Origin of the sequence: Streptomyces sp. NPDC048415 (genome assembly GCF_040651675.1) — a bacterium.
Classification (GTDB): Bacteria; Actinomycetota; Actinomycetes; order Streptomycetales; family Streptomycetaceae; genus Streptomyces.
On sequence record NZ_JBEZKJ010000019.1, the window covers coordinates 65,744 to 92,109 of the forward strand.

Sequence of the window (26,366 nt, forward strand, 5' to 3'; positions counted from 1 at the left end):
GCACTCGGCCCGCTAGAACGTCAGTACCGCCCTCGCCACCCTTCCCTCCTCCGCGTCCTGTGCCGCTTTCTCGAAGTCCTCCACCGGGTAGGTCGCCGTGACCAGTTCGTCGAGGAGCAGATGGCCTTCCCGGTACAGGTCGGCGTACAGGGCGATGTCCCGCTGGGGGCGTGCAGAGCCGTACCGGCAGCCGAGGATCGACTTGTCCAGGTACATGGAGGCGACGAGGAAGGACGCTTCGGCTGTCGCCGGGGGGACGCCGAGGAGTACCGCCTGGCCGTGCCGGTCGAGGGAGTCGATGGCCTGGCGGATGAGTTCGACGCGGCCGACGCATTCGAAGGCGTGGTGGGCGCCGGTGGGGAGGATGTCCCTCACCCCTTCGGTGGAGGTGAGGAAGTGCGTCGCGCCGAACTGGCGGGCCACCGACTCCTTCGCCGGGTTGGAGTCGACCGCGACGATGGTCAGGGCGCCCGCGATCCGTGCGCCCTGGATGACGTTCAGGCCGATGCCGCCCGTCCCGATCACGAGGACGGTCTCGCCCCGGTCCACCCGGGCGCGGTTCAGTACCGCCCCCACTCCCGTCAGGACCCCGCATCCGATCAGCGCGGCGGACGTGAGCGGTATGCCCTTCGGGATGCGGACAGCCTGAACCGCCTTCACCACTGTCCGTTCCGCGAAGGCCGAGTTGGCGGCGAACTGGTACAGCGGCCGGCCGCCCCGCGCGAACGGCTGCTGCGGCATCCCGATCGCCTTGCGGCACATCGTCGGCCGCCCCCGGTCGCACTCGGCGCAGGCCCCGCAGTTGGCGAGCGTGGACAGCGACACATGGTCACCGGGCTCGACATGGGTGACGCCCACACCCACCGCCTCCACCACACCCGCGCCCTCATGGCCGAGCACCACAGGAACAGGGAACGGTATGGTCCCGTCCACCACAGAGAGGTCGCTGTGGCAGAGTCCGGCCGCGGAGATGGCGACCTGTACCTCGCCGGGCCCCGGATTCCGTACCTCCAGATCGTCCACGACCTGGGTCCGCTTTCCGTCGAAGATCACGCCTCGCATCGCGACTCCCTCAGCCTTTCGGTTCCCTTGGAAGGCCGAGCACCCGCTCGGCGATGATCGTGCGCTGAATCTCGTCGGAGCCGCCGTAGATCGTGTCGGCCCGGCTGAACAGGAACAGGTGCTGAAACGCGTCGAGTTCGTACGGTGCCTCCGCCGACCAGTCGGCCGGGCCCACCGCCGCCTCGGCGCCCCGCACCCGCACCGCCAGCTCCCCGAGCCGCCGGTGCCAGCCGCCCCACAGCAGCTTCGCGACACTCGGTGACCCCGCGTCCCCCGAACTCCCCAGCGTCCGCAGGGCGTTCCACCGCATGGCGCGGAGCTGGGACCACTGCCGCACCAGCCGGTCGCGTACGACGGGGTCGGCGACCGCGCCGGTCGCGACAGCCGTCTCCACCACCCGTGCCAACTCCTGTGCGAAGCCGATCTGTTGCGCCAGTGTCGAGACACCTCGCTCGAAACCGAGCAGGCTCATCGCGACGCGCCAGCCGTTGCCCTCGCCGCCGACCAGATGCTCGGCTCGGGCCACCGCACCGTCGAAGAAGACCTCGTTGAACTCGCTCGTCCCGGTCAGCTGGCGGATCGGACGGACCTCGATACGGCCCGGCTGGTCCATGGGGACGAGGAGGAAGGACAGGCCTTGGTGGCGAGTGGATTCGGGTCGCGTACGGGCGAGGACGAAGCACCAGTCCGCCTCGTGGGCGAGCGAGGTCCAGATCTTCTGGCCCGTGACGCGGTACGAATCCGACGGCGCCACTCCCGTGTCCCGTACGGCGATTGTGCGTAGGCCTGCCAGGTCCGAGCCGGCGCCCGGTTCGCTGTAGCCCTGGCACCAGAGTTCCTCACCCCGGGCGACGGCGGGCAGGAAGCGTTTCCTCTGCTCCGGTGTGCCGTGGGCGATGAGGGTCGGGGCGAGGAGGTTTTCGCCGATGTGGCCCGAGCGGGGCGGGGCGTTCGTGCGGGCGTACTCCTCGGCCCAGGCGACCTGTTGGGTCAGGCTCCCGCGCCGGTTGCCATATCCGTCCTCGGCCCAGCCGAGCCCGATCCAGCCGGCCCGGCCCAGCTGCCGCTCCCAGTCCCGGCGGTCCGGCTCCCCGGCACCGAGACGATCCGCCAGCCAGGCCCTCACCTCACCCCGGAACGCCTCGTCCTCCGGCCCGAACCCGAACTCCACGGTCACCGCCTCACGTTGGCCCACTGAGGTTCTTCCCGTACCTGGGGGCTCCGCCCCAGACCCCCGTATCGCGCTGACGCGCTCGTCCTCAAACGCCGGACGGAACCCTCCGGCGCCTACGCATTGGGCCGCGCCCGCTCCCCCGCCGCCCGCGCCATCGCCTCCACCCGTTCCAGCAGCGGCATCGGATCCACGCCCACCGTTCCCGGCAGGAAGTCAGCGATCTTCTCCGGAGTCCAGGACCCCTCGGCGTACCCGGCACGCAGCTCGCGCGGCTGGGCCCACACCGCGATCTTGGGTCCGGCGATCGTGTACACCTGCCCGGTGATCCGTTCCGAGCGCGCCCGCTCGGAGAGCAGGTAGACGACCAGCGCGGCCACGTCCTCCGGTTCGCCGATCTCCGCGAGTTCCATGGGGACGTTGGCGGACATGCGCGTACGGGCGACAGGCGCCACCGCGTTCGCCGTGACCCCGTACTTGTGCAGGCCGAGCGCGGCGCTGCGGACGAGCGAGATGATTCCGCCCTTCGCCGCGCTGTAGTTGGCCTGGGAGACGGACCCCTGGTGGTTGCCGCTGGTGAAGCCGATCAGCGTGCCCGAGCCCTGCTTGCGCATCACCGCGGAGGCGGCGCGGAAGAGCGTGAACGTGCCCTTGAGGTGGGTGGCGACCACCGGGTCCCACTCGTCCTCGGACATGTTGAAGAGCATCCGCTCGCGCAGGATCCCCGCCACGCACACCACGCCGTCGATACGTCCGTACGACGCGAGCGCGGTGTCGACGACCCGCTGCCCGCCCGCCATCGTCGAGATGTCGTCGGCCACCGCGACCGCGTCGCCGCCCGCCGCCTCGATCTCCTTGACCACGGCCTCGGCGACCGAACTCGTGGGCTCGGCCCCAGCGATGGACACGCCGTAGTCATTGACGACGACACGCGCGCCCTCGGCCGCCGCGGCGAGAGCGACGGCCCGGCCGATACCCCTGCCCGCCCCCGTGACGGCGATGACCTTGCCTGCCAAGAAGTTCCCCACGCCCGGCCCCTTCCCGCAGTTTCTGACGGTCCGTTAGATTCAATTCGATTCTACGACCCGTCAGATACCTGGAGACAAGACCCCGGGGAGGACTCATGTCACTGCCGGCCGAGTTCCATGAGATCGCCAAGCGCGTGAACAACTGGGGCCGTTGGGGGGCCGACGACGAGATCGGGACGCTGAATCTCATCACCGACGAGGTCGTACGGGAGGCCGCCGCGGCCGTACGGACCGGACGCCGCGTGCCGCTCGCCCTGCCGCTTCAGCAGGACGGCGTGCAGAGCGGCATGATCCCCGGGCGGGTCAATCCGCTGCACGTCATGGTGCAGGTCAACCAGGAGATCTTCGGGCCCGGCACCGTCGCGTGCAGCGACGACGCCGTGACGATGGGACTGCAGGCGGCGACCCACTGGGACGCGCTCACCCATGTCTCCCACTCCGGGAAGCTCTACAACGGCCGCCCGGCCGGCACGGTCACCCCGCACGGCGGCGCCGAATTCAGCGGGATCGACAAGCCGCGGCACATCGTCTCGCGCGGCGTCCTGCTCGATGTCGCGCGGGCGCGCGGCACGGACCGGCTGGACGGCGGACACGCCGTGACGCCCGAAGACCTCGAGGCGGCCGAGGAGTTGGCGGGGGCGCGGGTGCGGGCGGGCGACATCGTGCTCGTACGGACGGGACAGATCCAGATCTATCTCGCGGGCGACAAGCAGGGATACGGATATCCGTCTCCCGGTCTGTCGGTGCGTACGCCGGAGTGGTTCCACGCGCGCGATGTCGCGGCGGTCGCGAACGACACCCTCACCTTCGAGATCTTCCCGCCCGAGATCGAGGACCTCTGGCTGCCCGTGCACGCGCTCGACCTGGTCGAGATGGGGATGCTGCAGGGTCAGAACTGGAATCTCGAAAAGTTGTCCACAGCCTGTGGAGAAGAGGGCCGCTACACGTTTCTGCTGTCGGCGATGCCCGAACCCTTCGTGGGCGGCACGGGGACTCCGGTGGCGCCTGTCGCCGTGCTGTAGGTGCCCGGGGACTTCTGATCTGGGGTCGGCTGGCGGCGCGCCTCCCCCGCTCTCGACTGCGCTCGAGCGGGCGGTACCCCCACCTCGCCCCGAGCGCGGCGCCGCGCGCCGCCATCCGGCTCCGGCGTACCCGCCCTCCTCCTGCTGGCTCAGCAGGAGCCGACGCCGAATCGCGAATCGCACTCGCCAAGGGCTCCCGTCACCGAAACCCTCGTCGTCCCCTCGCGGCGAATCGCTGAACACAAGGGTGATCAAACGGACACGTCACGTCAACACCCGTTCGGGGATTTAGCACTTGACATCCTTTTTGCGGCAACGCGTACAGAAGCACGACCCGGCGCATTCGGCCACCAACGTGGCCCTGTACTCCCGTTTCGTGCATACATGCACAAGACCGCGCGTCCACGCTCCGCGCGCGCGGCCGGACCGGTCCGCTAGACCGCCTCGTACGCGAAGTCCTCGTACGCGGGATACACCGCTCCCGCCGCGGCACCCGGGGCGCAGCGGTCGACCTCGCACCAGATGCGCTTGCCGGCGCCCTCGGGATTCCAGCCCCAGCGGTCCGCGAGGCCGTCGACCAGTTCCAGGCCGCGGCCGTTGGTCTCGTCGCCGTCGGCATGCCGGGGCACCGGGGGCCGGGCGCTGGAGTCGGCCACCTCCAGGCGGACGGTGGCCGCATTGGCGCCGCACGGCAGGCACAGCCGCAGCACGGCCGGACAGCCGGTGTGGACCACGGCGTTGGTGACGAGTTCGGAGACGAGCAGGATCAGCGTCTCGGCGAGTGGTTCATCGGCCCCTATCCCGGACCCGGCGAGCCTTGAACGGGCCCACCGCCGGGCTCGCCCCACCTCTGCGGGGTCGGGCCGGATCTCCAGCTGCACTTGAAGCACCTGCACCGCTCACACCATCCGAACCGGCGGACACATCGCCTCGCGCCTCACAAGGGCCACGATCGTAGCCATTTTCTGCATGGCCAGAACAAGGATCACGGAAAGTGATTCCCTTGCGAAACAGCATGGTTGACGTACAGTCACCCCAACAAGCGCTTCGGGCATATTCCAGCGCGAAGGAGTACGCGTGCGGCATACTGTGCGACGCTCGCCACGGGGAGTCGAACAGGCAGGCACGGGGGTCCGTCCTGCCCTGCGAGCGGTATGCATCGCCGGGTCCGGAGTCGCCTCAGGGGCAACACCGGGATGGCTCAGCCTCAGAACCACTCGCATCCCACACAAGGTACCGGAGCCCGGCGCCGACTCCAGGCCGTGACAAGTCACGCCTAGGACACAACCCGATATCAACGCTCCGTAATTCCGGTATGCCACGATCCGCAACATTCGCTCGCGCCCTTCCCGCGACATGCCTGCCCAGGGGCCCTCTAGGCCACTCCGGTCAGCAGTTCGCCCGCCAACATCTCCTCACACTCCGTAACTCCGCCCGCACGCTGCGTCCGCACCCACGCCCTCTTGAGGTGGAGATGGACATCGGACTCCCAGGTGAAGCCCATGCCGCCGTGCACCTGGAGGCAGTCGCGGGCGCCGCGCACGGCGGCCTCATCGGCCAGCAGCCGGGCCGCGGCCACCTCGGCCGGGTCGGCGGTGACGGCCGCCGCATAGACGGCCGCGCGGGCCACCTCCACCCGCACCAGCATCTCCGCGCACAGGTGCTTCACCGCCTGGAAGGCCCCGATCGGCTGCCCGAACTGCTCGCGGGTCCGGGCGTGTTGCACGGCCAGCTCGCAGGTGCGGGCGGCGGTGCCCAGCTGTTCGGCGGCGGTGAGGAGTGAGGTGAGGTGTACGGCCCCTGAATCGTCGTCCCCCAAGTCGCCCCTGCGGTCGCCCTCGGCGGATGCGGGCACCCGGTGCAGCGGGGTCAGCGGATCCACCGACTCCAGCGGCTCGGCGCCGGTCGTGTCGCCTCGTACGACATCGGCCTGGGACAGCCACTCCACCAGTCCTGCGTCGACGGCGGCCACCACGGTCTCGCCGGTGGCCGCCCCGTCCACCGCGCCCGCCGCGAGGTGGGTCGCGATCAGCGGGCCGGGCAGCAGGACACGGCCCGCCTCCTCGAAGGCCAGGACGGCTTCCTGGAGGCCCAGTCCGACGCCGCCGGCCGCGTCCGGGAGCCGCAGCGCGAAGAACCCCGCCGCGCCGAGCTCGCGCCACAGGGTCCGGTCGAGGACGGGCGGCCCGTCGGCCACGGCGGCCCGCAGCTCCTCGCGTCCGAAGCGCGCGGTCAGCAGTTCGCGTACGCCGGCCTTCAACGCGCGTTGATCATCTGTGAGTTGGAAGTCCACTTTTCGAACTCACCGTCCCTTGGGAAGGCCGAGGATCCGCTCGGCCACGATGTTCCGCTGGATCTGCGAGGTGCCGGCCGCGATGGTGTACGACAGGGACGTAAGCCGGTCGAGGGTCCACTCCCGCCCGAGGTCGAGCGCCTCGGGGCCGAGAACCTCGGCGGCGGTGTCGTACAGCTCCTGGCGCGCGTGCGAGTAGCTCAGTTTGAAAACCGAACCCCCGACGCCCGGTACTCCCCCTGTCCGCTGCGACTCGCTGACGTTCCACTGCGTGAGCCGCCACAGCGCGCGGAACTCGGCGTTCAGCCTGCCCAGGCGGCGGCGCAGTACGGCATCGTCCCAGCGGCCGTTCTTCCGTGCCTCACGGGCGAGTTCGCCCAGCACCCGGCGGCAGGCGACGACCTCTCCGACGAAGGCGGTACCGCGCTCGTAGGACAGCGTCACCATGGTCACTCGCCAGCCGTCGTTCTCGGCGCCGACGCGGCCCGTGACCGGGACGCGCACCTCGTCGAGGAAGACCTCGGCGAACTCGGTGGAGCCCGCGAGCGTCCGCAGCGGCCGGACCGTGATCCCGGGCGCGTCCATGGGCATGGCGAGCCAGGAGATGCCCCGGTGTCTGGGCGCCGCGGGATCGGTCCGTACCAGCAGCTCGCACCAGTCGGCCACCTCGGCGTGGGAGGTCCAGATCTTGGACCCACTCACCACGTAGTCGTCGCCGTCCCGCCACGCGCGCGTGCGCAGCGCCGCGAGGTCCGAACCCGCGTCCGGCTCGCTGAAGCCCTGACACCACACCTCCTCGCCGCGCAGCACCGGCGGCAGCCAGCGCGCCCGCTGTTCGGCACTCCCTTCGGAGGCGATGGTCGGCCCGGCGTGCAGCAGTCCGACGAAATTGGCCCCTACGTAGGGGGCGCCCGCCCTTTCCGTCTCCTCCAGGTAGATGAGGTGCTGCGTCGGGGTGGCGCCCCGGCCGCCCGCGTCGACGGGCCAGTGCAGACCCGCGTACCCGGCGTCGTACAGCATCCGCTGCCAGCCGAGGTCGTACGCCCGTCTGCCCGGCCAGTCGTCCGGGGACGGTTTCGGCGGCAGCGACGGCAGCACCTTGCCGAGCCACTGTCGAAGGCGCGCCCGGAACTCCTCCTCTTGCGGGGTGTACGCCAGGTCCACTACAGATCCAGGTCCAGCATGCGGATGGCGTTGCCGCGCATCAGCTTGTGGACGGTCTCGTCGTCGAGGCCCTTCACATGGTCGAGGGCGACCTCCTTGGTGTGCGGGAAGGTCGAGTCGACGTGCGGGTAGTCGGTCTCGAAGGTGGCGTTGTCCCGGCCGACCACGTCGAGGGACGCGACGCCGTGCTTGTCGCGGAAGAAGCAGCAGAAGATCTGCCGGTAGTAGTACGTCGACGGGGGCTCGGGAATCAGATCCCTGACGCCGCCCCACGCGCGGTGTTCCTGCCAGACGTCGTCAGCGCGTTCCAGGGCGTACGGGATCCATCCCATCTGCCCCTCTGAATAGGCGAGTTTGAGGCGCGGGAACTTCACCAGCACACCGCTGAACAGGAAGTCCATCATCGAGGCCATCGCGTTGTTGAAGGACAGCGAGGCCTGCACGGCGGGCGGGGCGTCCGGAGAGGCGGCGGGCATCTGCGAACTGCTCCCGATGTGCATGTTCACGACCGTGCCCGTCTCCTGGCAGACCGCGAAGAAGGGGTCCCAGTAGCCGGAGTGGATGGAGGGCAGTCCCAGGTAGGTGGGGATCTCCGAGAAGGTCACGGCCTTCACGCCCCGGGCCGCGTTGCGCCGGATCTCGGCGACCGCGAGGTCGATGTCCCACAACGGGATGAGGCACAGCGGGATCAGCCGGCCGCCGCTGCCGCCGCACCACTCCTCGACCATCCAGTCGTTGTACGCCCGCACACAGGCCAGGGCCACTTCCTTGTCGTGCGCCTCGGCGAAGGTCTGCCCGCAGAAGCGGGGGAAGGTGGGGAAGCAGAGGCTGGCCTCGACATGGTTGAGGTCCATGTCCTTGAGCCGTTCGACCGGGTCCCAGCAGCCCGGCCGCATCTGCGCGCGGGTGATGCCCTCCAGCGTCATCTCGTCGCGGTCGAAGCCGACGGCGGCGATGTTGCGCTTGTACGGGAACTTGAGGTCCTCGTAGATCCACCAGTCGGTGGGCGGCCCCTCCGGGTCCATCGTGATCTGGTACTTCCCGCCGACGTAGGCGAGTTCGCCGATGCCGGCGGTCAGGGGGCGGGGCCCGCGCTCGCGGTATTTCCGCGGCAGCCAGGTCTCGAAGAGGTGCGCGGGCTCGATCACATGGTCGTCGACGCTGATGATGCGGGGCAGTTCGGTCATGGTCCCCTCCGCCTGGCAAGGATCTCGCATTTTCTGATCTCGCATTTTTCTGATGGACCGTCAGATCACTGGTCACAAGCAGGCTAACCCCGCGCCTATGGACCGACAAGGCGGCGGGCCCTACGCTCTGCCCACCATCTGACAGCCCGTCAGTTACAGGGGGCCCAAGTGAACGACACCGCACACGAGCTGAGTTCCGCCCGCACGCTCTGGGACCTGGTGGCCCGTCGCGCCGACCTCACCCCCGACCGGCCCGTCCTCCTCCAGGACGACCGCTCACTGAGCTTCGGCGAGCTGCGCGACCGCGCCGAACGCGTGGCGGCGGGCCTCTACGACAGGGGCGTACGCCCCGGCACGGTGGTCGCCTGGCAGCTGCCCACCCGGATCGAGACCGCGCTGCTGTCCTTCGCGCTGGCCCGCCTCGGCGCCGTACAGTCGCCGGTGATCCCCTTCTACCGGGACCGCGAAGTCGGCTTCGCGCTACGGGAGTCCAAGGCCGAGTACTTCGCCGTACCGGGCGAGTGGCGGGGCTTTGACCACACGGGTATGGCGCGGCGGCTCGGCGCGAAGGGCGTCTTCGAGGCGTACGACGTCCTGCCGGACGGCGATCCCTCCGTACTCCCGGCCCCGCCCGCCGACGGCACCTCGGTCCGCTGGATCTACTGGACCTCGGGCACCACCTCCGACCCCAAGGGCGTCCTGCACACGGACCGTTCGCTGATCGCGGGCGGCTCCTGCCTCGCGCACGCGCTGCGCCTGTCCGCCGACGACGTGGGCTCGATGGCCTTCCCGTACGCGCACATCGCCGGACCCGACTACACGGTGATGCTGCTGCTGTACGGCTTCCCCGCCGTGATGTTCGAGCACTTCGCGCTGCCCGCCGCACTGGAGGGCTATCGCAAGCACGGAGTGACGGTGGCGGGCGGCTCCACGGCCTTCTACTCGATGTTCCTCGCCGAACAGCGCAAGCAGCCCGGGGTGCCGGTCATTCCGACGCTGCGGCTCCTCGCGGGCGGCGGGGCGCCGAAGCCGCCCGAGGTGTACCACTCCGTCGTACGCGAGATGGGGGTGCAGCTCACTCACGGGTACGGGATGACCGAGGTCCCGATGATCACCATGGGGTCGCCGGACGACGCGGTCGGGAACCTGGCGACGACGGAGGGCAGGCCCCCAGAGGGCATGGAGATACGGATCGTGGACGGCGAGGTGCGACTGCGCGGGGAGGCCGTCTGTCAGGGGTATCTGGACCCCCAGCAGACCGCCGCGGCCTTCGACGCCGACGGGTTCCTGATCACCGGGGACGTCGGGCATCTGACGGACAGCGGGCACCTCGTCCTCACCGGGCGCCTGAAGGACATCATCATCCGCAAGGGCGAGAACATCTCGGCCAAGGAGATCGAGGACCTGCTGCACCGGCACCCGGCGGTCGGGGACGTGGCCGTGATCGGACTGCCCGACGCCGAGCGCGGGGAGCGGGTCTGCGCGGTGGTCGAACAGCCGCCAGGGGCCGGGGAGTTGACGCTGAAGGCTGTCACTTCGTATCTGCGCGAGGAAGGGCTGTCGGTCCACAAGCTGCCCGAGCAACTGGAAGTAGTGGACGCCCTTCCGCGCAACGAGACCTTGCGCAAGGTGCTCAAGTACCGGCTCAGGGAGCGATATTCGAGGTGAGTCCCGGTGCGTCCTACTCCGGCACCGTGAAGTAGCGGGCGAACGCGCTCACGACCTCCGACTCACCGATCCGGCCGTCGGAGTCCGCGTCCAGGGTGGCGGCCGCGACGGCGGCGATGTCGTCGTTCACGCCCAGGGCCTTGAGGACACGGGCGGTCTCCTCGACCGTGGCCGCACCGTCCCCGTCGGTGTCTGCGACGGCGAGGGCGGCGTGCAGGAAGGGCCGGGCGATCTCGGCGAACCGGTCGGGGTTGTCGCGCAGCCGCTTCACCGCGCCGCTCACGAACTCCTCGCGGGTGATCCGCTGGTCGCCGTCCCGGTCCGCAATCCCTGCCATGCCCTGCCAGAACGCCTCGGCGCCGACGTAGAGGGCCTGGCCCTTGTCCGACCGGGCCGTCGTGGCGAACTCGGCGAGGACCGCCTTGGTCGCGGCGTTGAAGTCCTCCCGGTCGATGTAGCCGTTGCCGTCCTGGTCGAAGCCGGTGAACCGGGCGGCAATCCTGCGCTCGTACTCGGAGTTGACCATGGTGTCCTCGGACCGCCTTACATCTCAGCCGGACTCTCAGCCGGACTGGGGTTCATCTGGGACGGAGCGTACGACGCGGAGGCCACCTCGGGAGCGGGAAAACGATGGTTGTACCAAGACCGCGGGAATTCCGGGACAACTCTGTCGCGCGGCGTCGCGTACCGGGTGAGGTGCGTCACGCCGACAGGGGGCTCGACTCCTCGTCGACGGCCGCGGTGACGTCCGGATAGACGTCGAAGAGGCGGCGTACGCCGAGGGCCGCGAGGACACGGTTGACGTGCGAACCGTCGTACGCGCCCTGGGCGGGCAGGATCAGACGCAGGCGGCCCTGACAGGAACGGATCAGGCGGCGGGTGGCGATGAGGACGCCGACGCCGCTGGAGTCGCAGAAGAGGACCCCGGCGAGGTCGAGGACAAGACTGCGGCGCCCCTCGGCCACCGCGTCGTGCACCCGCTGGCGCAGCACCGGTGATGTCACGAGGTCCAGCTCGCCCGACACCCGGAGCACGGCCCACTCACCCTCGTCGCCGTCGGTCACCTTGAGCGTCACCGGTACGCCTCTCGCTCGCCTCGCCCAGCAAAAACGGAAGCGGTCACTTCGCTTCTCTTCAGCGCGGCTGCCCCGCCCTCGTTCCATGAAACACCGGTCCGCGAACGAAGAAACGCCTGTCTACGGTCGAAAATGTGCGGTGAACGATCTGTTTCGGACTCGTACGGTCTTTTTCGGGCGCGGCTCTTACCATCTACGGCCCTTCGGGGGGCGCGCATTGGCGTAAAGGGGCGTGCGCTGTCAGACGTGCCGACTACATTCGAGACAGCGGTGCGCACAGGCTGGACGGCGGCAGCGCACATACGTCGACCACGAGGACAGGCGTCGGGCACGGGCAGGGTGAGGGGGCCGCATGGCGAAGAAGGACGCACCGCCCCGTTGGGACCGCAAGATGCAGCAGCGGCTCGCACGCGGGGAGGCGGCGGCGCTCGGCGAGCTCTACGACCGGTTCGCCTCACTCGTGCACGGCCTCGCCCACCGTGTGCTCGGGGACGAGCGGGCCGCGGACGGCATCACACGCGAGGTCTTCGCCCACGTCTGGGAGAACCCCGAGGCGTACGACCCCAAGCAGGGCCCGCTGCGTTCCTGGGTCGCCACGCTGACCCACCGCCTCGCCGTGCAGCGGCTGCGCGCCACCGAGACCGCCGCGCTCGCCCGGGGTGGCCACGGCACCACGGAGGACCTGGAGCGCAAGGTGCGGCGCGCCTCGGTGGCCGCCCGCGCGGACTACATCGTCACGTCCATGCCCGCCCCGCTGCGGGCCGCCCTGGAACTCGCGTACTTCCAGCGCCGTGACTACCGCCAGGCCGCCGCCGACCTCGGCGTCACCGAGGACGAGGCCCGCCGCCGCCTCCGCCTCGGCCTCCAACTCCTTTCTACCGCCCACGACACCGGCCCCACCGGCGCGCCCCCCGAATACGGGGGTGCACGGTGAACGGAGGAGCGGACCGGTTCGAGGCGTCCGACGGGGGCGAGGGACACGAGGCGCACGAGGGGGAAGGGAAGGGCGGGTTCGAGGAGGGGGCGGGGGCCGGGAGCGGCGTGGGTCCGGACGACGTAGGTGGGGCTGCGGCGGCGGGTGAGGGGAGCGTGGGGCCGGCGTCGGGACCGGGCGGGCGCGGCGAGCCGGCAGGATCCGGCGGACCGGGCGGGCGCGGCGAGCCGACGGGGCCCGGCAAATCGGGCGGACCGGCAGGATCGGGCCAACCCGGCGAACCCGGCGGACCGGGCGGACCCGGCGCTCTCGACGGGCCCGGCGGATTGGCCGGACCGGGCGGACCCGGGGGACCGGACGGACCCGGGGGACCCAGCGGACCGGGCGGGCGCGGCGAGCCGACGGGGCTCGGCAAATCGGGCGGACCGGCAGGATCGGGCCAACCCGGCGGACCGGGCGGGCCCGGCGCCCTTCACGGGCCTGGCGGATTGGCCGGACCGGGCGGACCCGGCGAGTCCCGGAAGGGGGACGGGGAGGAGCCGGACACCGGGGAGAGGCCGGACACCGGGGCGCCGGACACCGCAGCGGGGCCGGATACCGGGGCGGGCAAGCCTCCGCGCATACCGCTGCCGCGTTCCTCCGTCGAGGACACCGGGCTGCCGCTTCCGCTGCCCGAACCCGCCGCCGCTCTCCAACCCGCGCCGCTCGTCCTCGAGCACCGTGTCCTGAAGGCGCTGCTCGGCGCGTGGGCGCTGGCCGCCTGCTCGGCGGAGGAGACGGCGGCCGTCGAGGAGCACCTCGGGGACTGCGGATCCTGCGCCGACGAGGCGCTGCGGCTGCGCGGGGCGGTCGGGCTGCTGCACCCCGCCGAGAGCCTCGACCTGGACCCGACCCTGCGCACCCGGGTCCTGGAGGGCTGCCTCGACCGGCGCCCGCCGCGCATCCCGGTGCCCGAGTGGGCGACTCCGTACGACGCGGAGACCGCGCGGCTCGACGCGCTGCTGCAGGACATAGGCGGTGCCGAGTGGCACGCGCCCGTGCGGCTGCGCTGGTTCGAGGGCGACGAATCCACCAGCCGCCGTACGACGGTCGCCGGGGTCATCGCCCATCTGCTGAGCGTCGACGGCCTGGTCGCCGTCGCGCTGGGCCTGGAGGACCCGCTCGGCCCGGCCACCCCCGAGGAACCGACGCCGGAGGCCCGCACCGAGGCGTACTGGCGTGCCTCGCACTTCCCGCCCACCCGGTCCGTACGCGGACCCTGGCGGGAGCAGAGCCACAACCTGGTTCGTACGGTGGCGTTCGCGGATGGGGGCACCTCCCGCACGAGCGAAGCCGAGCGTGGGGGAGGCTCCGGGCGCCTCACCGTGGCGTACGGCGAGTTCGAACTGCCGCTCAGCGACTCGATGCTGGACCGGGCCTTCGAGTGCTGGGTGCACGCGGGGGACATCGCGGAGGCGGTGGACTACCCGTACGAGCCGCCGGCCCCTCGGCACCTGCACCGGATGATCGACCTGGCCGCACGGATGCTGCCGGGGTCGCTCGCGGAACGCCGGCGGGCGGGGCTGTCGAACGCGCCGGCCCGCCATCTCGTCGCCGCGGGTGCGCCGGGGCGCAGCCTGCGCCTCGAGATCGAGGGCTCCGGGGGCGGGGAGTGGCTGATCCCGCTCGACTCACCCGGCGCCGTGGCCTCCGCCGAGCGCGAGGTCGCCCACGTCGCCCTCGACGGGGTCGAGTTCTGCCGTCTCGCCGCGGGTCACGTCTCCCCCCAGGAGGCCGCCGCCGGCCAGGACGGCGACCGCGAGGCAATCAGGGACGTCCTGTTCGCGGCGGCGTCGCTGAGCCGGATGTAGGGGGTTCAGCCCGTCGTGGGGGTCCGCCCGCTCGAGCGAAGCCGGGAGTGGGGGATTTTCGAGGACGAGCGTGAAGCGCGATACGGGGGGTCTGGGGGCAGGGCCCCCAGATACGGGACGGGCAGGGGCGGAGGGGGCGAAAACCCCTACGCGAAGACGACCGTACGGCGCCCGTTCAACAGGATGCGCCGCTCGGCGTGCCACTTCACAGCGCGCGCCAGCGCCTGGCACTCGACATCCCGGCCGATGGCGACCAACTGGTCGGGGGTCACACCGTGGCCCACCCGCTCGACCTCCTGCTCGATGATCGGCCCCTCGTCGAGGTCGGCGGTGACGTAGTGCGCGGTGGCACCGATGAGCTTGACACCCCGGGCGTGAGCCTGGTGATACGGCTTCGCGCCCTTGAAGCTCGGCAGGAAGGAGTGGTGAATGTTGATGATGCGACCGCTGAGCTGCTTGCACAGGTCGTCCGACAGCACCTGCATATAGCGGGCGAGCACGACCAGCTCGACATCCTCCGCACGGACCAGCTCGAGCAGCTGCGCCTCCGCCTCCGCCTTCGTGTCCTTCGTCACCGCGATGTGGTGGAAGGGGATGTCATACGAGGCCACAAGCTCGGCGAAATCCGTGTGGTTGGAGACCACGGCGGCGATGTCGACGGGCAGCGCGCCGGTCCGCGCCCGGAAGAGCAGGTCGTTCAGGCAGTGCCCGAACTTGCTGACCAGGAGGACGATGCGCATCCGGTCCTCGGCACGGTGGATCTGCCAGTCCATGTGGAAGGAGTCGCCGATCGCGGCGAAGCTGGCGCGCAGCTTCTCCACGGTCACCGGCGCCTCCGCCGAGAAGTGGACCCGCATGAAGAACAGTCCCGTGTCGTGGTCGCCGAACTGCTGACTGTCCTCGATGTTGCAGCCGGTCATGAAGAGGTAGCTCGACACGGCGTGCACGATTCCCTGCTTGTCCGGGCAGGAGAGGATCAGGACGTACTGCTCGGCGGCGGGCGCGGCCCCGCGAACGGACTGCTCATTCATGCATCACAGGGTCCCATACCAGCCCCCGGGCCCGGGCGTACGTCCCGCCAGACGGACGGCACCGAAGGGCGCAGCCGTCTCTCCGCCAACCACGCCCAACAGCGCACGCGTCTCTGAGCCGGACCACGCCTCCAACCGCGCACGGGTCTCTGAGCGGACCCCGACGAACGCGCGATCATCGCCACGCGGACGCCATCCGATCACGCACCCGTCCCTAAGCGGACCGCGTAAGGATCCGCAGCACCTCGAGCGTCCGCGGCACCGCGTCCGGATCCTCGCCGTCGCTCGCTGCCAGGCGTACGTGCGCGTCGCGGGCGGCGCGGACGGCCTCCGGCCACCCGTGGTGGTCGAGGTAGGCGGAGACGGGCGCGTCGGGCCCCACCTGGTGCATGATCCGCAGGACGCGCAGGACGGCGGTGTCGACGAGGGCCGCCTCCTGGGAGTCCCGGAAGATCGTGCCGACGTACTTCTCGGCGGACCAGCTGTCCAGCCAGGTGTCCTCGACCAGGCGGTACACGGCGTCGGTGACGTCCCCGTACCCCTCGACACCGGCGAGCCAGACGTCACGTTGGAAGGCGGGGTCGGAAAGCATGTGCAGCGCGGAGCGCACATTGCTGCGCCAGCGCCACCACGGCATGTCGTTCAGTGGCATGCCGCCCATGGTGGAGGAGCGACGGCCGCGACGGGAAGAGTTCTCCGAACCTTGCACGGTCATCGATCGTACGTTCCCCCTGAAGAACAGATCACCGGCCCCCGTAATTCACCTCTGAGTCACCTCTCGTTGACCAGGGGTCACACGCAGGTTAGCGATGTGACGGAATCGTGCGTGTCCATGACCGGTAGGCGACGCACGCGCACCAGCTCTCCCGTCCTCCCCCGGCCTCTCAAGGCCACATTGCTGTCCGCGGGCGCGCTGGCCGCGTGTGCGTCGATCGCCGTCGGATGCGGGGTCATCCCTGGTGCCACGGGGGGTTCCAGGGATGACCCCGTCACCGTCATGACCTGGGCGCCCGAGAAGACCGCGGCGACCAACAAGCCCGGCATGCCGGCGATGGCGAAGGCGTACGCCCGCTGGGTCAACTCCCACGGCGGCATCAACGGCCACCAGCTCAAGATCCTCACCTGCAACGACCACAACGACTCCGTGGACGCCGCGAAGTGCGCCCTGCGCGCGGCCGACGAGAACGTCGTCGCGGTCGTCGGCTCCTACAGCCAGCACAGCCGCTCGTTCCTCGCCCCGCTGGAAAGCGCGGGCATCCCCTACCTCGGCGGCTACGGCGTCACCGACGACGAGTTCACCAGCCCCCTCTCCTACCCCGTCAACGGCGGTGAGCCCGCGCTGCTGGCCGGCCTCGGCGAGCAGCTCGGCAAGAACTGCGGCCCGGTCTCCCTGATCCGTCCGGACACCATCGCCGGTGACCAGCTGCCGGTGCTGCTCAACGCCGGCCTGAAGTCGCAGGGCCACGCGTCCGCCGGGGACCAGCGGGCCGCGGAGGACGCCACCGAGTACTCGCGCCAGACGGACCAGGCGCTCGAGCACGCGACGTCCGACCCGCTCGACCGGGGCTGCGTGGTGCCCGCGCTGGGCGACCGTACCGACACCTTCATGGACTCCTTCCGCCGCGACAGCGCGGACTACCCGAGGGTGCGCACGGGCAGCGTGCTCGGCAGCGTCGACCAGTCGCTGATCGACGCCAGCGGCGGCAAGTCGAGCCCGTACGAGGGCTCGTACGTCACCGGCTGGTACCCGACGGCGAGTGACCCGCGATGGGACTCGATGCGCGCGGTGATCAAGGAGCAGGCCTTCGGCGACAACCGCATCGACCCCGCCGACTCCGGGGTGCAGACCACCTGGATCGCGTACACCGTGCTGCGGGCGGTCATCGAGTCACTCGGCGACGGCCAGGTGTCCGCGCTCACCGTCCGGCGCGCCCTCGACAACGGCCTCAAGGTGACCACGGGCGGGCTCACCCCGACGCTCAGCTGGCGCTTCGAGGACCTGATAGCGGCCGTCGACTTCCCACGCCTCGTCAACGCCGACGTCACCTTCCAGGTCGTACGCCAGGGTCAACTGACCGCGCAGCGGCGCGGTTTCGTCAATGTGTCGAGGACTCTGGAGAACGCGGACTGAGGACCGGCCTCGGGGGCCGACCGGCCCCCGAGGGCGCGCGGACGGTCAGAGACGGCTCACAGCTGGGTCCGCGTCCGCTGTGTCAGGCCGTACGTGGACGCGATGGAGTTCCACAGCTTCGCGGCCTTCTCCTTCTCCGTGGACGCCGTGCCACTGGCCCGGTTGCCCGCCTGGGTCTGCGCGGTGGTGCGGGCGTGGCCCTTCCTGCAGCCCTTCTTGCCGGCGACCTGGTCGGCCCAGGCGGCGTAGTGGTTGTCGGCCGACGCGGAGGCCTTCCAGCCGTTGGTGAGCGCGGTGGTCAGCCCGGCGTGGTTCGGAAGCCTGTCCACGGAGAGGGCGGCGAGCCGGGTGACCAGCTCGCCCCGCTGCTTGGCCGCGTCGCGCAGATCACTGGCCGCCTGGCCCAGGTTGTCGCACGTCTTGACGTTCGCCACGGCGTTGATCACCGAGTCGCGGCTGTTGCTGCTGTCCGCGAGGAGCTTGTCGAGTTCGACGGCCTGCGCCTTGACCGGGTCGGTCGAGGGTGACGCCGAGCCCTCGGTGGCGGGGGCCGTCGCCGAGACGGTCTTGCTGCTGTCCTTCTTGCCATCGCCGCCGCCACTGAGCAGGGCGCCGGCGCCTATGCCGAGCACGGCGATGCCGATGCCGACGGCGGCGATCACCGGGACGCGCGAGCCGCTGCGGCCCCCGCGTCCGCCGCCGCCCTCACCGTCGGAGGCGCCGCCACGCCGTGCGGCGGCACGGCCACCGGGCGCGCCGGGGGCGTGCGCCCCGTATGGAGCCTGCGCGCCGTATGCGCCGGGCGCGCCCTGCGAGGGCTGAGCGCCGTACGCGGCTTGCGCACCGTGCCGGGCGTGCGGGGCCGACGGGTCGAAGCGCGGCATCTGCTGCGTCGACGCGGGCCCCTCCGGCTCACTGCGGAAGAGACTGTCGAACTCCGCGGGCGGCTGCCGGTCCTCCGGCGCGCCCGGGCGTATCCCGTACGGCGCCCCGGCCGGCTGCGCGGGCACGGGAGCGATGAACTGCGTGGCCTCGGCGTCCGGACTCGCGGCGGAGGGCAGCGGTCCGGCGCCGGGACCGCCCTGCGGCGTCCGCCCGAGGAACTGCGTCGCGTCGGCCGGCACCTCGGGCGGCAGCGCGCCAGGACCCACCGGCGGGATGTACTGAGTGGCGCCCTCGTCCGGCGCGGCGGCGACCGGCGGGAGGTACTGCGTCGCACCCCCGTCGGCACCCGGCGCGGGAGGAATGTACGGAATGTACTGCGTCGCGCCGTCATCGGCGCCGGGCGGCAGCGGCGCGGGCTGCGCGGCGGGAGGCAGCGAGGGCGAGGATCCGGCGGCGGACCCGTACGGCGCCGCCTGCGGAAGCGCGTTCCCGGGGTGCCCGGCCTGCGGCGGCTGCTGGACGTGCGGAGCCTGCGGGAGGCCATTGCCGGGGTATGCGGCCTGCGGGAGGGCGTTCCCCGGGTACGCAGCCTGTCCGGGCTGCTGGACGTGCGGGGCCTGCTGGCCGGGGGCCGCGTACCCGTCGACGTACCCGCCGGCCGCGTAGGCGCCCTGCGCCCCCGGCGCGAAACCGCTCTGCGCGCCGTACGACGGTGGTCCCGCGCCCTCGGGCGGCAGCGGCCCGGCGTCAGACGCCGACTGCGGCGCGAATCCCTGCGGCTGCTGGGCGCCGTGCGGGTCGGCGGACGTCCTCCAGCCCTGGGACGCGTCGGGGGTGCCCCAGTCCGGGGCGGGGGTGGCGGACTGGGGCGGCTCGGCGGCTCCCCACGTCTGCGTGCCGTTCTCCGGCGCTCCCCAGCCGTCACCGGGCTGCGCGGCGGGGACGGCCGACTGGTCGGGGCCCCACGGCCGGCCCCAGGCCTGGCCGCCCGCCGGGGTCGTACGGTCACCTGCCGTGCCCGGCAACAGCGGCTCGCCGCCGTCGGAGGGCAGCACGATGCCTTCGCGCGCGGGCCGCGCCGAGGGCTCCTCGCCCTGTCCACTCTGCGTCACCGGGACTCCTACGAATGGGGGACCTTCGGAATCGTCGGCTCACGCTACCGGGTCCCCGCGACCCGGTGCCACGCAGCACAGGAGGTGACGCCCGCCTCCTGTGACCGGGGTAACGAAACCGCCCTCCTAGGCGCTGTAATTACCTCCGCTCGCTCCCGGCGCGCGCGTTTCCCTGGCGTTCATGCCCGCGCCGGCCATCCGTTCACGCTCGCGGAGATCACCTGCGCACGCCTGCTCGCACGTATCCAGGGCGCCCCCTGTCGTCACGCCGCCGCCTGCAACTCCATCCGTGCCCCGAACTCGCGCACCACCGGCTCGTCCCGGTACGGCTCGAGCCGCTGCTGGAAGTCCTCCAGATACTCGGCGCCGCGGTTGGAGCGGAGAGTGCCGAGCAGCTCGACCGCGCGCAGCCCGGTGTGGCATGCCTGTTCCACCTCGCGCTGCTGGACCTGGGCGGTGGCGAGCAGCACGAAGCCGATCGCGCGGCGCCGGACCCGCGACTCGGGATGTCCGGCGAGGGACTCCTCCGCGCACCGCGCGGCGGCCTCCGCCTGCCCCAGGTCACGGTGGCAGTGCGCCAACTCGTCGGCGAGGTAGGCCTCGTCGAAGTGCGCGATCCACGTCGGGTCGTCTCCGGAGGCCGCGTCGGCGCCCTCCAGGGCGCTGACCGCCCGCCCGGACGCCACCTGGGCGGCGCGCGCGTCGCCCATCAGCGCGTGCCCGCGCGCCTCCGCGGCGCAGAACATCGACTCCGCGCGCGGTGTCACACGCCCGCGCGCCCCCTCCTGCGCCGCGCGCGCCAACTGCGCGATCTCGCGCGGGTTGCCGAGTTGCGCGGCCAGGTGGCTCATGGACGCGGCGAGCACGTATCCGCCGTACCCGCGGTCGCCGGCCGCCTGGGCAAGCCGCAGCGCCTGGATGTAGTACCGCTGGGCGAGCCCGGGCTGGCCGGTGTCGATGGCCATGTAGCCGGCGAGTTCCGTCAACCGCGAGACCGCGGCGAACAGGTCACGTCCGACCGCCTCCCGGTAGGAGCCCGCGAGCAGCCCGGAGACCACGCTGTTGAGGTAGTGCACGACCACCGGGCGCACATGCCCGCTGCCGTACTGGTGGTCGAGGTCTACGAGCGCCTGGGTCATCGCGCGAACCGCCGCCACGTCCGAGAGCCCGACGCGCGGGCCCGCCGAGCGCGCCACCTGCGAATCCGGCGAGGAGATCAGCCAGTCGCGGCTGGGCTCGACGAGCGCGGAGGCGGCGACGGACGACCCGGACAGGAAATCCCGCCGCCCCACGTCACTGCGCCACAGCTCGCAGACCTGCTCGATGGCCCCCAGTACGGTCGGCGAGAACTGGAGACCTACGCCGGACGCGAGGTTCTTGCCGTTGGCCATGCCGATCTCGTCGATCGTGACCGTACGGCCCAGCTTGCGGCCGAGTGCCTCAGCGATGATGGCGGGCGCCCGTCCGCGTGGCTGCTGTCCGCGCAGCCAGCGCGCCACGGACGTCTTGTCGTAGCGCAGATCGAGGCCGTGCTCCGCGCCGCACATGTTGACCCGGCGGGCCAGCCCGGCGTTCGAACAGCCCGCTTCCTGGATAAGCGCCTGCAACCGTTCGTTCGGCTGCCTGGCGATGAGAGGCCTTGCGGCCATGGCGTACCCCCTGTGGCTGCGGTGCCTGCCCACGCACCGAGTTGACGTGCCTTCGGCGGCCGACCGCACCGAAGGAAGTCGGCCATGAAGATCAATGCCCCGCAGACATACCGAAGATGCGAGACATGTGAGGATTGCCGGGGTAAAGGCGGTTGCCCGACCCCTCCCCTGGTTACCCACTCCCGGGTGTCGTTCCTCCCGCGCGCCCCCACACGTGCATCCATGCGCCCCAGGTGCGGAATCGATGCTCCTCCCCCGCGCGCGTGTCCCCCGTAACCCAGGGTGGACCCGGGAGTTGAGTTCCACGTGGAAGAGACCATCGCAGGCACCGAGACCGCACAGATCCCCAAGCAGCGCGGCGAATCGCTGCAGGAAACCGCCGTGCGCTATGCCGAGGAGCGCCACTGGGACGTGTTCCCCGGCACCTGGCTGGAAGCCGTCGACGGGGTGCAGCGCTGCTCCTGCGGGGAGCCCGCGTGCGCCGCGCCCGGCGCGCATCCGGCGCGTGAGGACTGGGCGACGCAGGCTACGGGCAGTGCGACCGCCGCGCGCCGCATGTGGTCGAAGCAGCCCGCGGCGTCGATCCTGCTGCCCACGGGGCGTACGTTCGACGCGATCGAGGTGCCCGAGACGGCCGGCTGTCTCGCGCTCGCCCGGATGCACCGCATGGAACTGCCCCTCGGCCCCGTCTCCTGCACTCCGGACCGGCGCATGCACTTCTTCGTGCTCCCCGGTGCCGCGGCGAAGGTCCCTGACCTGGTGCGGAAGCTGGGCTGGCCGTCTGCCTCGCTCGACCTGGTCACCCTCGGGGAGGGGGCGTACGTGGCGGCGCCCCCCACGCGGTTCGGCTCCCGGGGTGCGGTGCAGTGGGCGTGCCGGCCGACTCCCGCGAACCGGTGGCTGCCGGATGCGGAGGAGTTGATCTCGCCGCTCGCCTACGCGTGCGGGCGGGATCGGTGACGCGGGTTCGTCGCCGTCGTGACCCGCGGGTTCGTCGGTGCTGGTCGCGCAGTTCCCCGCGCCCCTAAAAACAGCGCCGCTGCCCCTTAGGGTGCTCACATGGCCGATCGAACAGGGACGAACGCGCCCGCTGTACGTGTGCAGGGACTCTGGAAGCGGTTCGGGGAGCAGATCGCCGTCGCCGGGGTCGATCTGGAGCTGCCCGCGGGCCAGTTCATCGGACTCGTCGGCCCGAACGGGGCAGGGAAGACCACCACCCTGTCGATGGTGACCGGCCTGCTCAGGCCGGACCAGGGCATCGTCGAGGTCGTCGGCCACGACGTGTGGCGCGACCCGGTGCAGGTGAAGGCGCGGATCGGCGTGCTGCCCGAGGGGCTGCGGCTCTTCGAACGCCTCTCGGGGCGTGAACTCCTCGCGTACACCGGCAGGTTGCGCGGTCTGCCCGGCGCCGAGGTCGACAAGCGGGCCACCCAGCTCCTCGACGTCCTCGACCTCGCGGGCGCCCAGCACAAGCTCGTCGTCGACTACTCCACGGGCATGCGCAAGAAGATCGGCCTGGCCTGCGCTCTCCTCCACAACCCCGAAGTCCTTTTCCTCGACGAGCCGTTCGAGGGCGTCGACCCGGTCTCCGCGCAGACCATCCGCGGCGTCCTGGAGCGGTACACGGCCTCGGGCGCCACGGTCGTCTTCTCCTCCCACGTGATGGAGCTGGTCGAGTCGCTGTGCGACTGGGTCGCCGTCATGGCCGCGGGGCGCATCCGCGCACACGGCCCGCTCGCGGAGGTACGCGGCAGCGCGCCCTCCCTCCAACAAGCCTTCCTGGAGCTGGTCGGCGCACACGGCCGCACCACGGCCACCGACCTCGACTGGCTGGGCGGCGGGGCGCCCCGATGAGCACGAACCCGAGCGAGGACACGAACGCGAGCGCGGACACGAACCCGACCGGGGGCGCGAACATCGGCTCGCACGCCGGCGCGAGCACGAGTGCCGGCGCGACCACGGGCGCGGGCTCTGGCGCGGGCACGACTGCGGGCGCGGGTACGACTGCGGGCGCGGGCTCTGGCGCGGTTACGACTGCGGGCGCGGGTACGACTGCGGGCGCCAGCGACCCCGCAGGGGCAGTCCCCGGCACGAGCACGACTCCGGGCACCAACGACCCCACAGGCGCAGGCCCCGGCACGAGCACGACTCCGGGCGCCGGCGCGGCGGCCGCCCCCACCCCCCGTACCTCCGCCACATCCATCACCCCCGTCGTCGTACGGCTGAAGCTGTCGCTGCTGCGCAATGGGCTGCGGCAGTCGGCCGGGCGGCGGGCCGCGTATGTCACCTCCGTCGTGCTCGTGCTGCTCTTCGCCGCCCTCCAGCTGCTCGGTCTGATCGCGCTGCGCGGCAACGCGCACGCGAGCCCCGTCGCCCTGCTGCTCGTGGCGGTCCTGGCGCTCGGCTGGGCGGTGATGCCGCTGTTCTTCCCCAGCGGCGACGAGACGCTGGACCCGACGCGCCTGGTGATGCTGCCGCTGCGCCCGCGCCCGCTCGTACGGGCGCTGCTCGCGGCCTCGCTGGTCGGCATCGGTCCCCTCTTCACGGTTTGTCTGCTGGTCGGCTCGGTGATCTCGGTCGCGCACGGCGCGGCGGCGTACGTCACCGCGGTCGTCGGCGTGGTCCTGGGGCTGCTCGTCTGCGTGGCCCTCGCCCGCGCGGTCGCCGCCGCCAACATCCGGCTGCTGTCCAGCCGCAAGGGCCGCGATCTGGCGGTGCTCAGCGGGCTGGTGATCGCGGTCGGCGCGCAGCTGGTCAACTTCGGGGCGCAGCGGCTCGGTTCGGCGGGCGGTCTGTCCAAGCTCGACCCGGCGGCGGACGTACTGCGCTGGGTACCGCCCGCGTCGGCGATCGGCGCGGTGGATTCGGTGAGTGAGGGGTCGTACGGGATCGGCGTCCTCCAACTCGCGCTGTCCGCCGCCGCTCTGGCGGGCCTGCTGGCGCTCTGGTCCCGTCACCTGACCCTGCTGATGACCTCGCCGGACGGCTCGACGCTGCAGGCCGCCGAGCCCGCGGCACGGGAGCGGACGTCGGCGGGGCCGGCCCGCCTGTTGCCGTCGGGCCGTACCGGGACCGTCATGGAGCGCAGCCTGCGGTATGTGTGGCGCGATCCGAAGACCAAGGCGGCGTGGGTGACGTCGCTGGCCATCGGGCTGATCGTGCCGGTGTTCAACGCCCTGCAGGGCACCGGCTCGATCTACTTCGCGTGCTTCGCGGCGGGGATGCTCGGGATCCAGATGTACAACCAGTTCGGGCAGGACACGTCCGCGTTCTGGATGGTCGCGATGACGATCTCGTCCACGCGTGACGCGTACGTCGAACTGCGCGGGCGTGCGCTGGCGCTGCTGGTGATCACCCTGCCGTACGCGACGCTCGTGACCGTCGTGACGACCGCGATGCTCGGCGACTGGCCCAAGCTGCCCGAGGTGCTCGGCCTCTCCTTCGCGCTGCTCGGCGCGATGCTGGCGACCGGGGCGTGGTCCTCGGCCCGCTTCCCCTACTCGATACCTCAGGAGGGCTACAAGAACGTCGCCCCCGGGCAGGCGGGCCTCGCCTGGATCGCCATCTTCGGCGGCATGGTCTCGGCGGCCCTGCTCGCCGCCCCCGTCATCGCCCTCACGATCTGGCTGAACGTGGCGGCCGGCGGGGACGAGTGGAGCTGGCTGCTGCTGCCGCTGGGCGCCGGCTACGGGGCGCTGATCACGGTGTTCGGGCTGCGGCTGGCGGCGCCCCGGACGGCTCGGCGGCTGCCGGAGATCCTGACGGCGGTGAGCAAGGGCTGAGGCCGGGGCTCGGCCCACCAGCCCAGGCTCCCCACCGACCGACCGACCCAGCTAGCTAGCTAGCTAGCTAGTGAGAACCCCGTCCAGGAACGGTTCGATCGCCGCGCGCCACGCCTCCGGCTGGTCGTAGTGCACGAGGTGGCCGGCGTCGGCCACCTCCGCGTACTGGCCGTGCGGCAGGACGCGGACCATCTCCTGGGACTCGGCCCGGCCGAGCTCGCCGTCGAGGCCCCGTACGACCAGGGCGGGGCACCGGACTTGGGTGAGCTCCTCCCAGTGGGCGTCGTACACCCAGGTCTGGCGGGACTTGAGCATCTGTTCGGGTTCGAAGACCGGGCGCCAGCCGTCCGGTGACTCGTGCATCACCTCGGCGTAGAACTCGCCGCGGGACGGATTCGGGCGCTCCACCCAGGGGTCGTCCTCGCCGAACCACTTCCGTACGTCGGCGAGCGTGGCGAAGGGGGCGGGCCAGGCCTTGAACCAGTCCTCCCACTCACGCTGCGACGCGGACCCTAACGCCGAGGCCCGCATGTCGCAGATGATCAGGCCGCGGACGAGATCGGGGCGTTTGGCGGCGAGCTGCCAGGCGGTCAGCGCGCCCATGGCGTGGCCGATGAGGACGGCCGGGGCGAGGCCGAGCTGTTCGAGGGCGGCCTCGGCGTCCTCGACATACGCCTCGCGGGTGTACTCCGCCTCCGGCGCCTTGGCGCTCTGCCCGTGGCCGCGCTGATCGAGGGCGATGGCGCGGTGCCGCTCGGAGAGCCAGCGGGCGGTGGACGCCCAGTGCGAGGCGCGGCCCATGAGGCCGTGCAGCAACAGCACGCCGGGCAACTCCGAGGCCTTCGGCGGGTCCGTCTTGGGAGGATCGGCGAACTCCCAGGCAGCGAGACGTACACCGCCCGCTCCCGTCACGTCGATGCGCCGCACCATCGGTAATGGCACCCCCCTAGCTCGCTCGGACCGGCTCACTCCCGCTCGAACCGGCCGGTCCACTCGTACCGCTTCCTACCGCTGTCGTACCGCTGCTCCTGCTGGTGTGCTGCTCTACGTGTACCTCTACCGCACCGCCACGTTATCGAATGAGGTTTCGAAAATGGCCTTCCTGGCTGCAACACCCCTCGTTCGAGTGACCACGCTCAAGGATTGACCGCCGTCGCCCAGGGGAGATCTTCAGCGGGAGGCGGACCGCTCGGGGAAAACGGTCCGAGGGGAATGACCCTGAGAGCTCGGGGCTCCGGGTCAGCACAGGGGAGGACAGGCCCCGGCGCCATGTGGCGCCGGGGCCCTCTCCACGTCTGCGGCACATCCATCCCGCCCCCTC

The 26,366-nt window shown here is 71.4% G+C and carries 22 protein-coding genes; 8 read left to right on the forward strand and 14 right to left on the reverse strand.

All coding sequences use genetic code 11. The annotated features are described in order from the left end of the window. Positions 1-12 precede the first annotated feature (12 nt). From AB0D27_RS15705 to AB0D27_RS15715, 3 genes are all read right to left on the reverse strand, one after another. Complete coding sequence (locus tag AB0D27_RS15705; protein ID WP_362507840.1) at positions 13-1,062, reverse strand: alcohol dehydrogenase catalytic domain-containing protein; 1,050 nt, start codon at positions 1,060-1,062, stop codon at positions 13-15. A gap of 10 nt (positions 1,063-1,072) precedes the next feature. Then, positions 1,073-2,233, reverse strand: coding sequence for an acyl-CoA dehydrogenase family protein (locus AB0D27_RS15710; RefSeq protein ID WP_362507946.1), 1,161 nt, complete (start codon positions 2,231-2,233; stop codon positions 1,073-1,075). A 116-nt stretch (positions 2,234-2,349) separates the two neighbouring features. Then, positions 2,350-3,261: an SDR family NAD(P)-dependent oxidoreductase gene (locus tag AB0D27_RS15715; protein WP_362507843.1), complete on the reverse strand. Its 912-nt coding sequence runs from the start codon at positions 3,259-3,261 to the stop codon at positions 2,350-2,352. Positions 3,262-3,356: 95 nt separating this feature from the next. Here AB0D27_RS15715 and AB0D27_RS15720 point away from each other — a divergent pair, with 95 nt between their 5' ends. Continuing rightward, on the forward strand, positions 3,357-4,283 hold the full coding sequence (locus AB0D27_RS15720) for a cyclase family protein (protein WP_362507846.1): 927 nt from the start codon (positions 3,357-3,359) through the stop codon (positions 4,281-4,283). A 434-nt stretch (positions 4,284-4,717) separates the two neighbouring features. Here AB0D27_RS15720 and AB0D27_RS15725 read toward each other — a convergent pair whose 3' ends face one another. From AB0D27_RS15725 to AB0D27_RS15740, 4 genes are all read right to left on the reverse strand, one after another. Further along, positions 4,718-5,179 (reverse strand): ATP-binding protein, encoded by a 462-nt coding sequence (locus AB0D27_RS15725; RefSeq protein WP_362507849.1) that lies wholly within the window; start codon positions 5,177-5,179, stop codon positions 4,718-4,720. 479 nt (positions 5,180-5,658) lie between these two features. Next, on the reverse strand, positions 5,659-6,576 hold the full coding sequence (locus tag AB0D27_RS15730; RefSeq protein ID WP_362507852.1) for an acyl-CoA dehydrogenase family protein: 918 nt from the start codon (positions 6,574-6,576) through the stop codon (positions 5,659-5,661). A gap of 9 nt (positions 6,577-6,585) precedes the next feature. Then, on the reverse strand, positions 6,586-7,740 hold the full coding sequence (locus tag AB0D27_RS15735) for an acyl-CoA dehydrogenase family protein (protein ID WP_362507855.1): 1,155 nt from the start codon (positions 7,738-7,740) through the stop codon (positions 6,586-6,588). After that, positions 7,740-8,927: an amidohydrolase family protein gene (locus AB0D27_RS15740; protein WP_362507858.1), complete on the reverse strand. Its 1,188-nt coding sequence runs from the start codon at positions 8,925-8,927 to the stop codon at positions 7,740-7,742. The genes AB0D27_RS15735 and AB0D27_RS15740 overlap by 1 nt, the downstream gene beginning before the upstream one ends. Before the next feature lie 168 nt (positions 8,928-9,095). Between AB0D27_RS15740 and AB0D27_RS15745 the strand changes: the two genes are divergently transcribed. Continuing rightward, positions 9,096-10,595, forward strand: a complete 1,500-nt coding sequence (locus tag AB0D27_RS15745) for an AMP-binding protein (protein WP_362507861.1) — start codon at positions 9,096-9,098, stop codon at positions 10,593-10,595. Positions 10,596-10,608: 13 nt separating this feature from the next. Here AB0D27_RS15745 and AB0D27_RS15750 read toward each other — a convergent pair whose 3' ends face one another. Further along, the gene (locus AB0D27_RS15750) at positions 10,609-11,121 is read right to left on the reverse strand and encodes an EF-hand domain-containing protein (protein ID WP_362507864.1); all 513 of its coding nucleotides are present in this window, start codon (positions 11,119-11,121) and stop codon (positions 10,609-10,611) included. 175 nt (positions 11,122-11,296) lie between these two features. Further along, complete coding sequence (locus AB0D27_RS15755; RefSeq protein ID WP_362507867.1) at positions 11,297-11,671, reverse strand: STAS domain-containing protein; 375 nt, start codon at positions 11,669-11,671, stop codon at positions 11,297-11,299. A 352-nt stretch (positions 11,672-12,023) separates the two neighbouring features. Between AB0D27_RS15755 and AB0D27_RS15760 the strand changes: the two genes are divergently transcribed. Continuing rightward, a complete protein-coding gene (locus tag AB0D27_RS15760; RefSeq protein WP_362507870.1) occupies positions 12,024-12,605 on the forward strand; it encodes a sigma-70 family RNA polymerase sigma factor in 582 nt (193 codons plus the stop codon). Positions 12,606-13,225: 620 nt separating this feature from the next. After that, positions 13,226-14,455, forward strand: a complete 1,230-nt coding sequence (locus AB0D27_RS15765; protein ID WP_362507949.1) for a maleylpyruvate isomerase N-terminal domain-containing protein — start codon at positions 13,226-13,228, stop codon at positions 14,453-14,455. 146 nt (positions 14,456-14,601) lie between these two features. On the opposite strand, the gene purU is transcribed toward AB0D27_RS15765, so the two are convergent. Both purU and AB0D27_RS15775 read right to left on the reverse strand, forming a co-directional pair. Beyond that, on the reverse strand, positions 14,602-15,486 hold the full coding sequence (gene purU, locus AB0D27_RS15770) for a formyltetrahydrofolate deformylase (protein WP_362507873.1): 885 nt from the start codon (positions 15,484-15,486) through the stop codon (positions 14,602-14,604). Between the two features lie 214 nt (positions 15,487-15,700). Then, positions 15,701-16,201 (reverse strand): hypothetical protein, encoded by a 501-nt coding sequence (locus AB0D27_RS15775; protein WP_362507876.1) that lies wholly within the window; start codon positions 16,199-16,201, stop codon positions 15,701-15,703. 117 nt (positions 16,202-16,318) lie between these two features. On the opposite strand from AB0D27_RS15775, the gene AB0D27_RS15780 reads away from it, so the two are divergent. Beyond that, on the forward strand, positions 16,319-17,617 hold the full coding sequence (locus AB0D27_RS15780; protein WP_362507879.1) for an ABC transporter substrate-binding protein: 1,299 nt from the start codon (positions 16,319-16,321) through the stop codon (positions 17,615-17,617). Positions 17,618-17,673: 56 nt separating this feature from the next. On the opposite strand, the gene AB0D27_RS15785 is transcribed toward AB0D27_RS15780, so the two are convergent. Together AB0D27_RS15785 and AB0D27_RS15790 are read right to left on the reverse strand one after the other, a co-directional pair. After that, positions 17,674-19,614 carry a hypothetical protein gene (locus AB0D27_RS15785; RefSeq protein WP_362507882.1) on the reverse strand — a complete coding sequence of 647 codons (1,941 nt, stop codon included), beginning with the start codon at positions 19,612-19,614 and terminating at the stop codon, positions 17,674-17,676. Between the two features lie 263 nt (positions 19,615-19,877). Further along, a complete protein-coding gene (locus tag AB0D27_RS15790) occupies positions 19,878-21,263 on the reverse strand; it encodes a transcriptional regulator (protein ID WP_362507885.1) in 1,386 nt (461 codons plus the stop codon). Positions 21,264-21,569: 306 nt separating this feature from the next. Here AB0D27_RS15790 and AB0D27_RS15795 point away from each other — a divergent pair, with 306 nt between their 5' ends. From AB0D27_RS15795 to AB0D27_RS15805, 3 genes are all read left to right on the forward strand, one after another. Continuing rightward, positions 21,570-22,223, forward strand: a complete 654-nt coding sequence (locus AB0D27_RS15795) for a bifunctional DNA primase/polymerase (RefSeq protein ID WP_362507888.1) — start codon at positions 21,570-21,572, stop codon at positions 22,221-22,223. Between the two features lie 99 nt (positions 22,224-22,322). Beyond that, positions 22,323-23,117 carry an ABC transporter ATP-binding protein gene (locus AB0D27_RS15800; RefSeq protein ID WP_362507890.1) on the forward strand — a complete coding sequence of 265 codons (795 nt, stop codon included), beginning with the start codon at positions 22,323-22,325 and terminating at the stop codon, positions 23,115-23,117. Next, entirely contained in the window at positions 23,114-25,045 is a 1,932-nt protein-coding gene (locus AB0D27_RS15805; protein WP_362507893.1) for a transporter, read from the forward strand. Before AB0D27_RS15800 ends, AB0D27_RS15805 begins: the two co-directional genes overlap by 4 nt. Before the next feature lie 63 nt (positions 25,046-25,108). On the opposite strand, the gene AB0D27_RS15810 is transcribed toward AB0D27_RS15805, so the two are convergent. Then, positions 25,109-25,975 (reverse strand): alpha/beta hydrolase, encoded by an 867-nt coding sequence (locus AB0D27_RS15810; RefSeq protein WP_362507896.1) that lies wholly within the window; start codon positions 25,973-25,975, stop codon positions 25,109-25,111. Between the last annotated feature and the right edge of the window lie 391 nt (positions 25,976-26,366).

Bases quoted from the DNA above. Each gene is read 5' to 3' on its own strand.
- AB0D27_RS15800 (WP_362507890.1), top strand. From the start codon at position 22,323: ATGGCCGATCGAACAGGGACGAACGCGCCCGCTGTACGTGTGCAGGGA.
- AB0D27_RS15720 (WP_362507846.1), top strand. From the start codon at position 3,357: ATGTCACTGCCGGCCGAGTTCCATGAGATCGCCAAGCGCGTGAACAAC.
- AB0D27_RS15790 (WP_362507885.1), bottom strand. From the start codon at position 21,263: ATGGCCGCAAGGCCTCTCATCGCCAGGCAGCCGAACGAACGGTTGCAG.
- AB0D27_RS15810 (WP_362507896.1), bottom strand. From the start codon at position 25,975: ATGGTGCGGCGCATCGACGTGACGGGAGCGGGCGGTGTACGTCTCGCT.
- purU (WP_362507873.1), bottom strand. From the start codon at position 15,486: ATGAATGAGCAGTCCGTTCGCGGGGCCGCGCCCGCCGCCGAGCAGTAC.
- AB0D27_RS15750 (WP_362507864.1), bottom strand. From the start codon at position 11,121: ATGGTCAACTCCGAGTACGAGCGCAGGATTGCCGCCCGGTTCACCGGC.
- AB0D27_RS15760 (WP_362507870.1), top strand. From the start codon at position 12,024: ATGGCGAAGAAGGACGCACCGCCCCGTTGGGACCGCAAGATGCAGCAG.
- AB0D27_RS15705 (WP_362507840.1), bottom strand. From the start codon at position 1,062: ATGCGAGGCGTGATCTTCGACGGAAAGCGGACCCAGGTCGTGGACGAT.
- AB0D27_RS15805 (WP_362507893.1), top strand. From the start codon at position 23,114: ATGAGCACGAACCCGAGCGAGGACACGAACGCGAGCGCGGACACGAAC.
- AB0D27_RS15775 (WP_362507876.1), bottom strand. From the start codon at position 16,201: ATGACCGTGCAAGGTTCGGAGAACTCTTCCCGTCGCGGCCGTCGCTCC.
- AB0D27_RS15740 (WP_362507858.1), bottom strand. From the start codon at position 8,927: ATGACCGAACTGCCCCGCATCATCAGCGTCGACGACCATGTGATCGAG.
- AB0D27_RS15780 (WP_362507879.1), top strand. From the start codon at position 16,319: ATGACCGGTAGGCGACGCACGCGCACCAGCTCTCCCGTCCTCCCCCGG.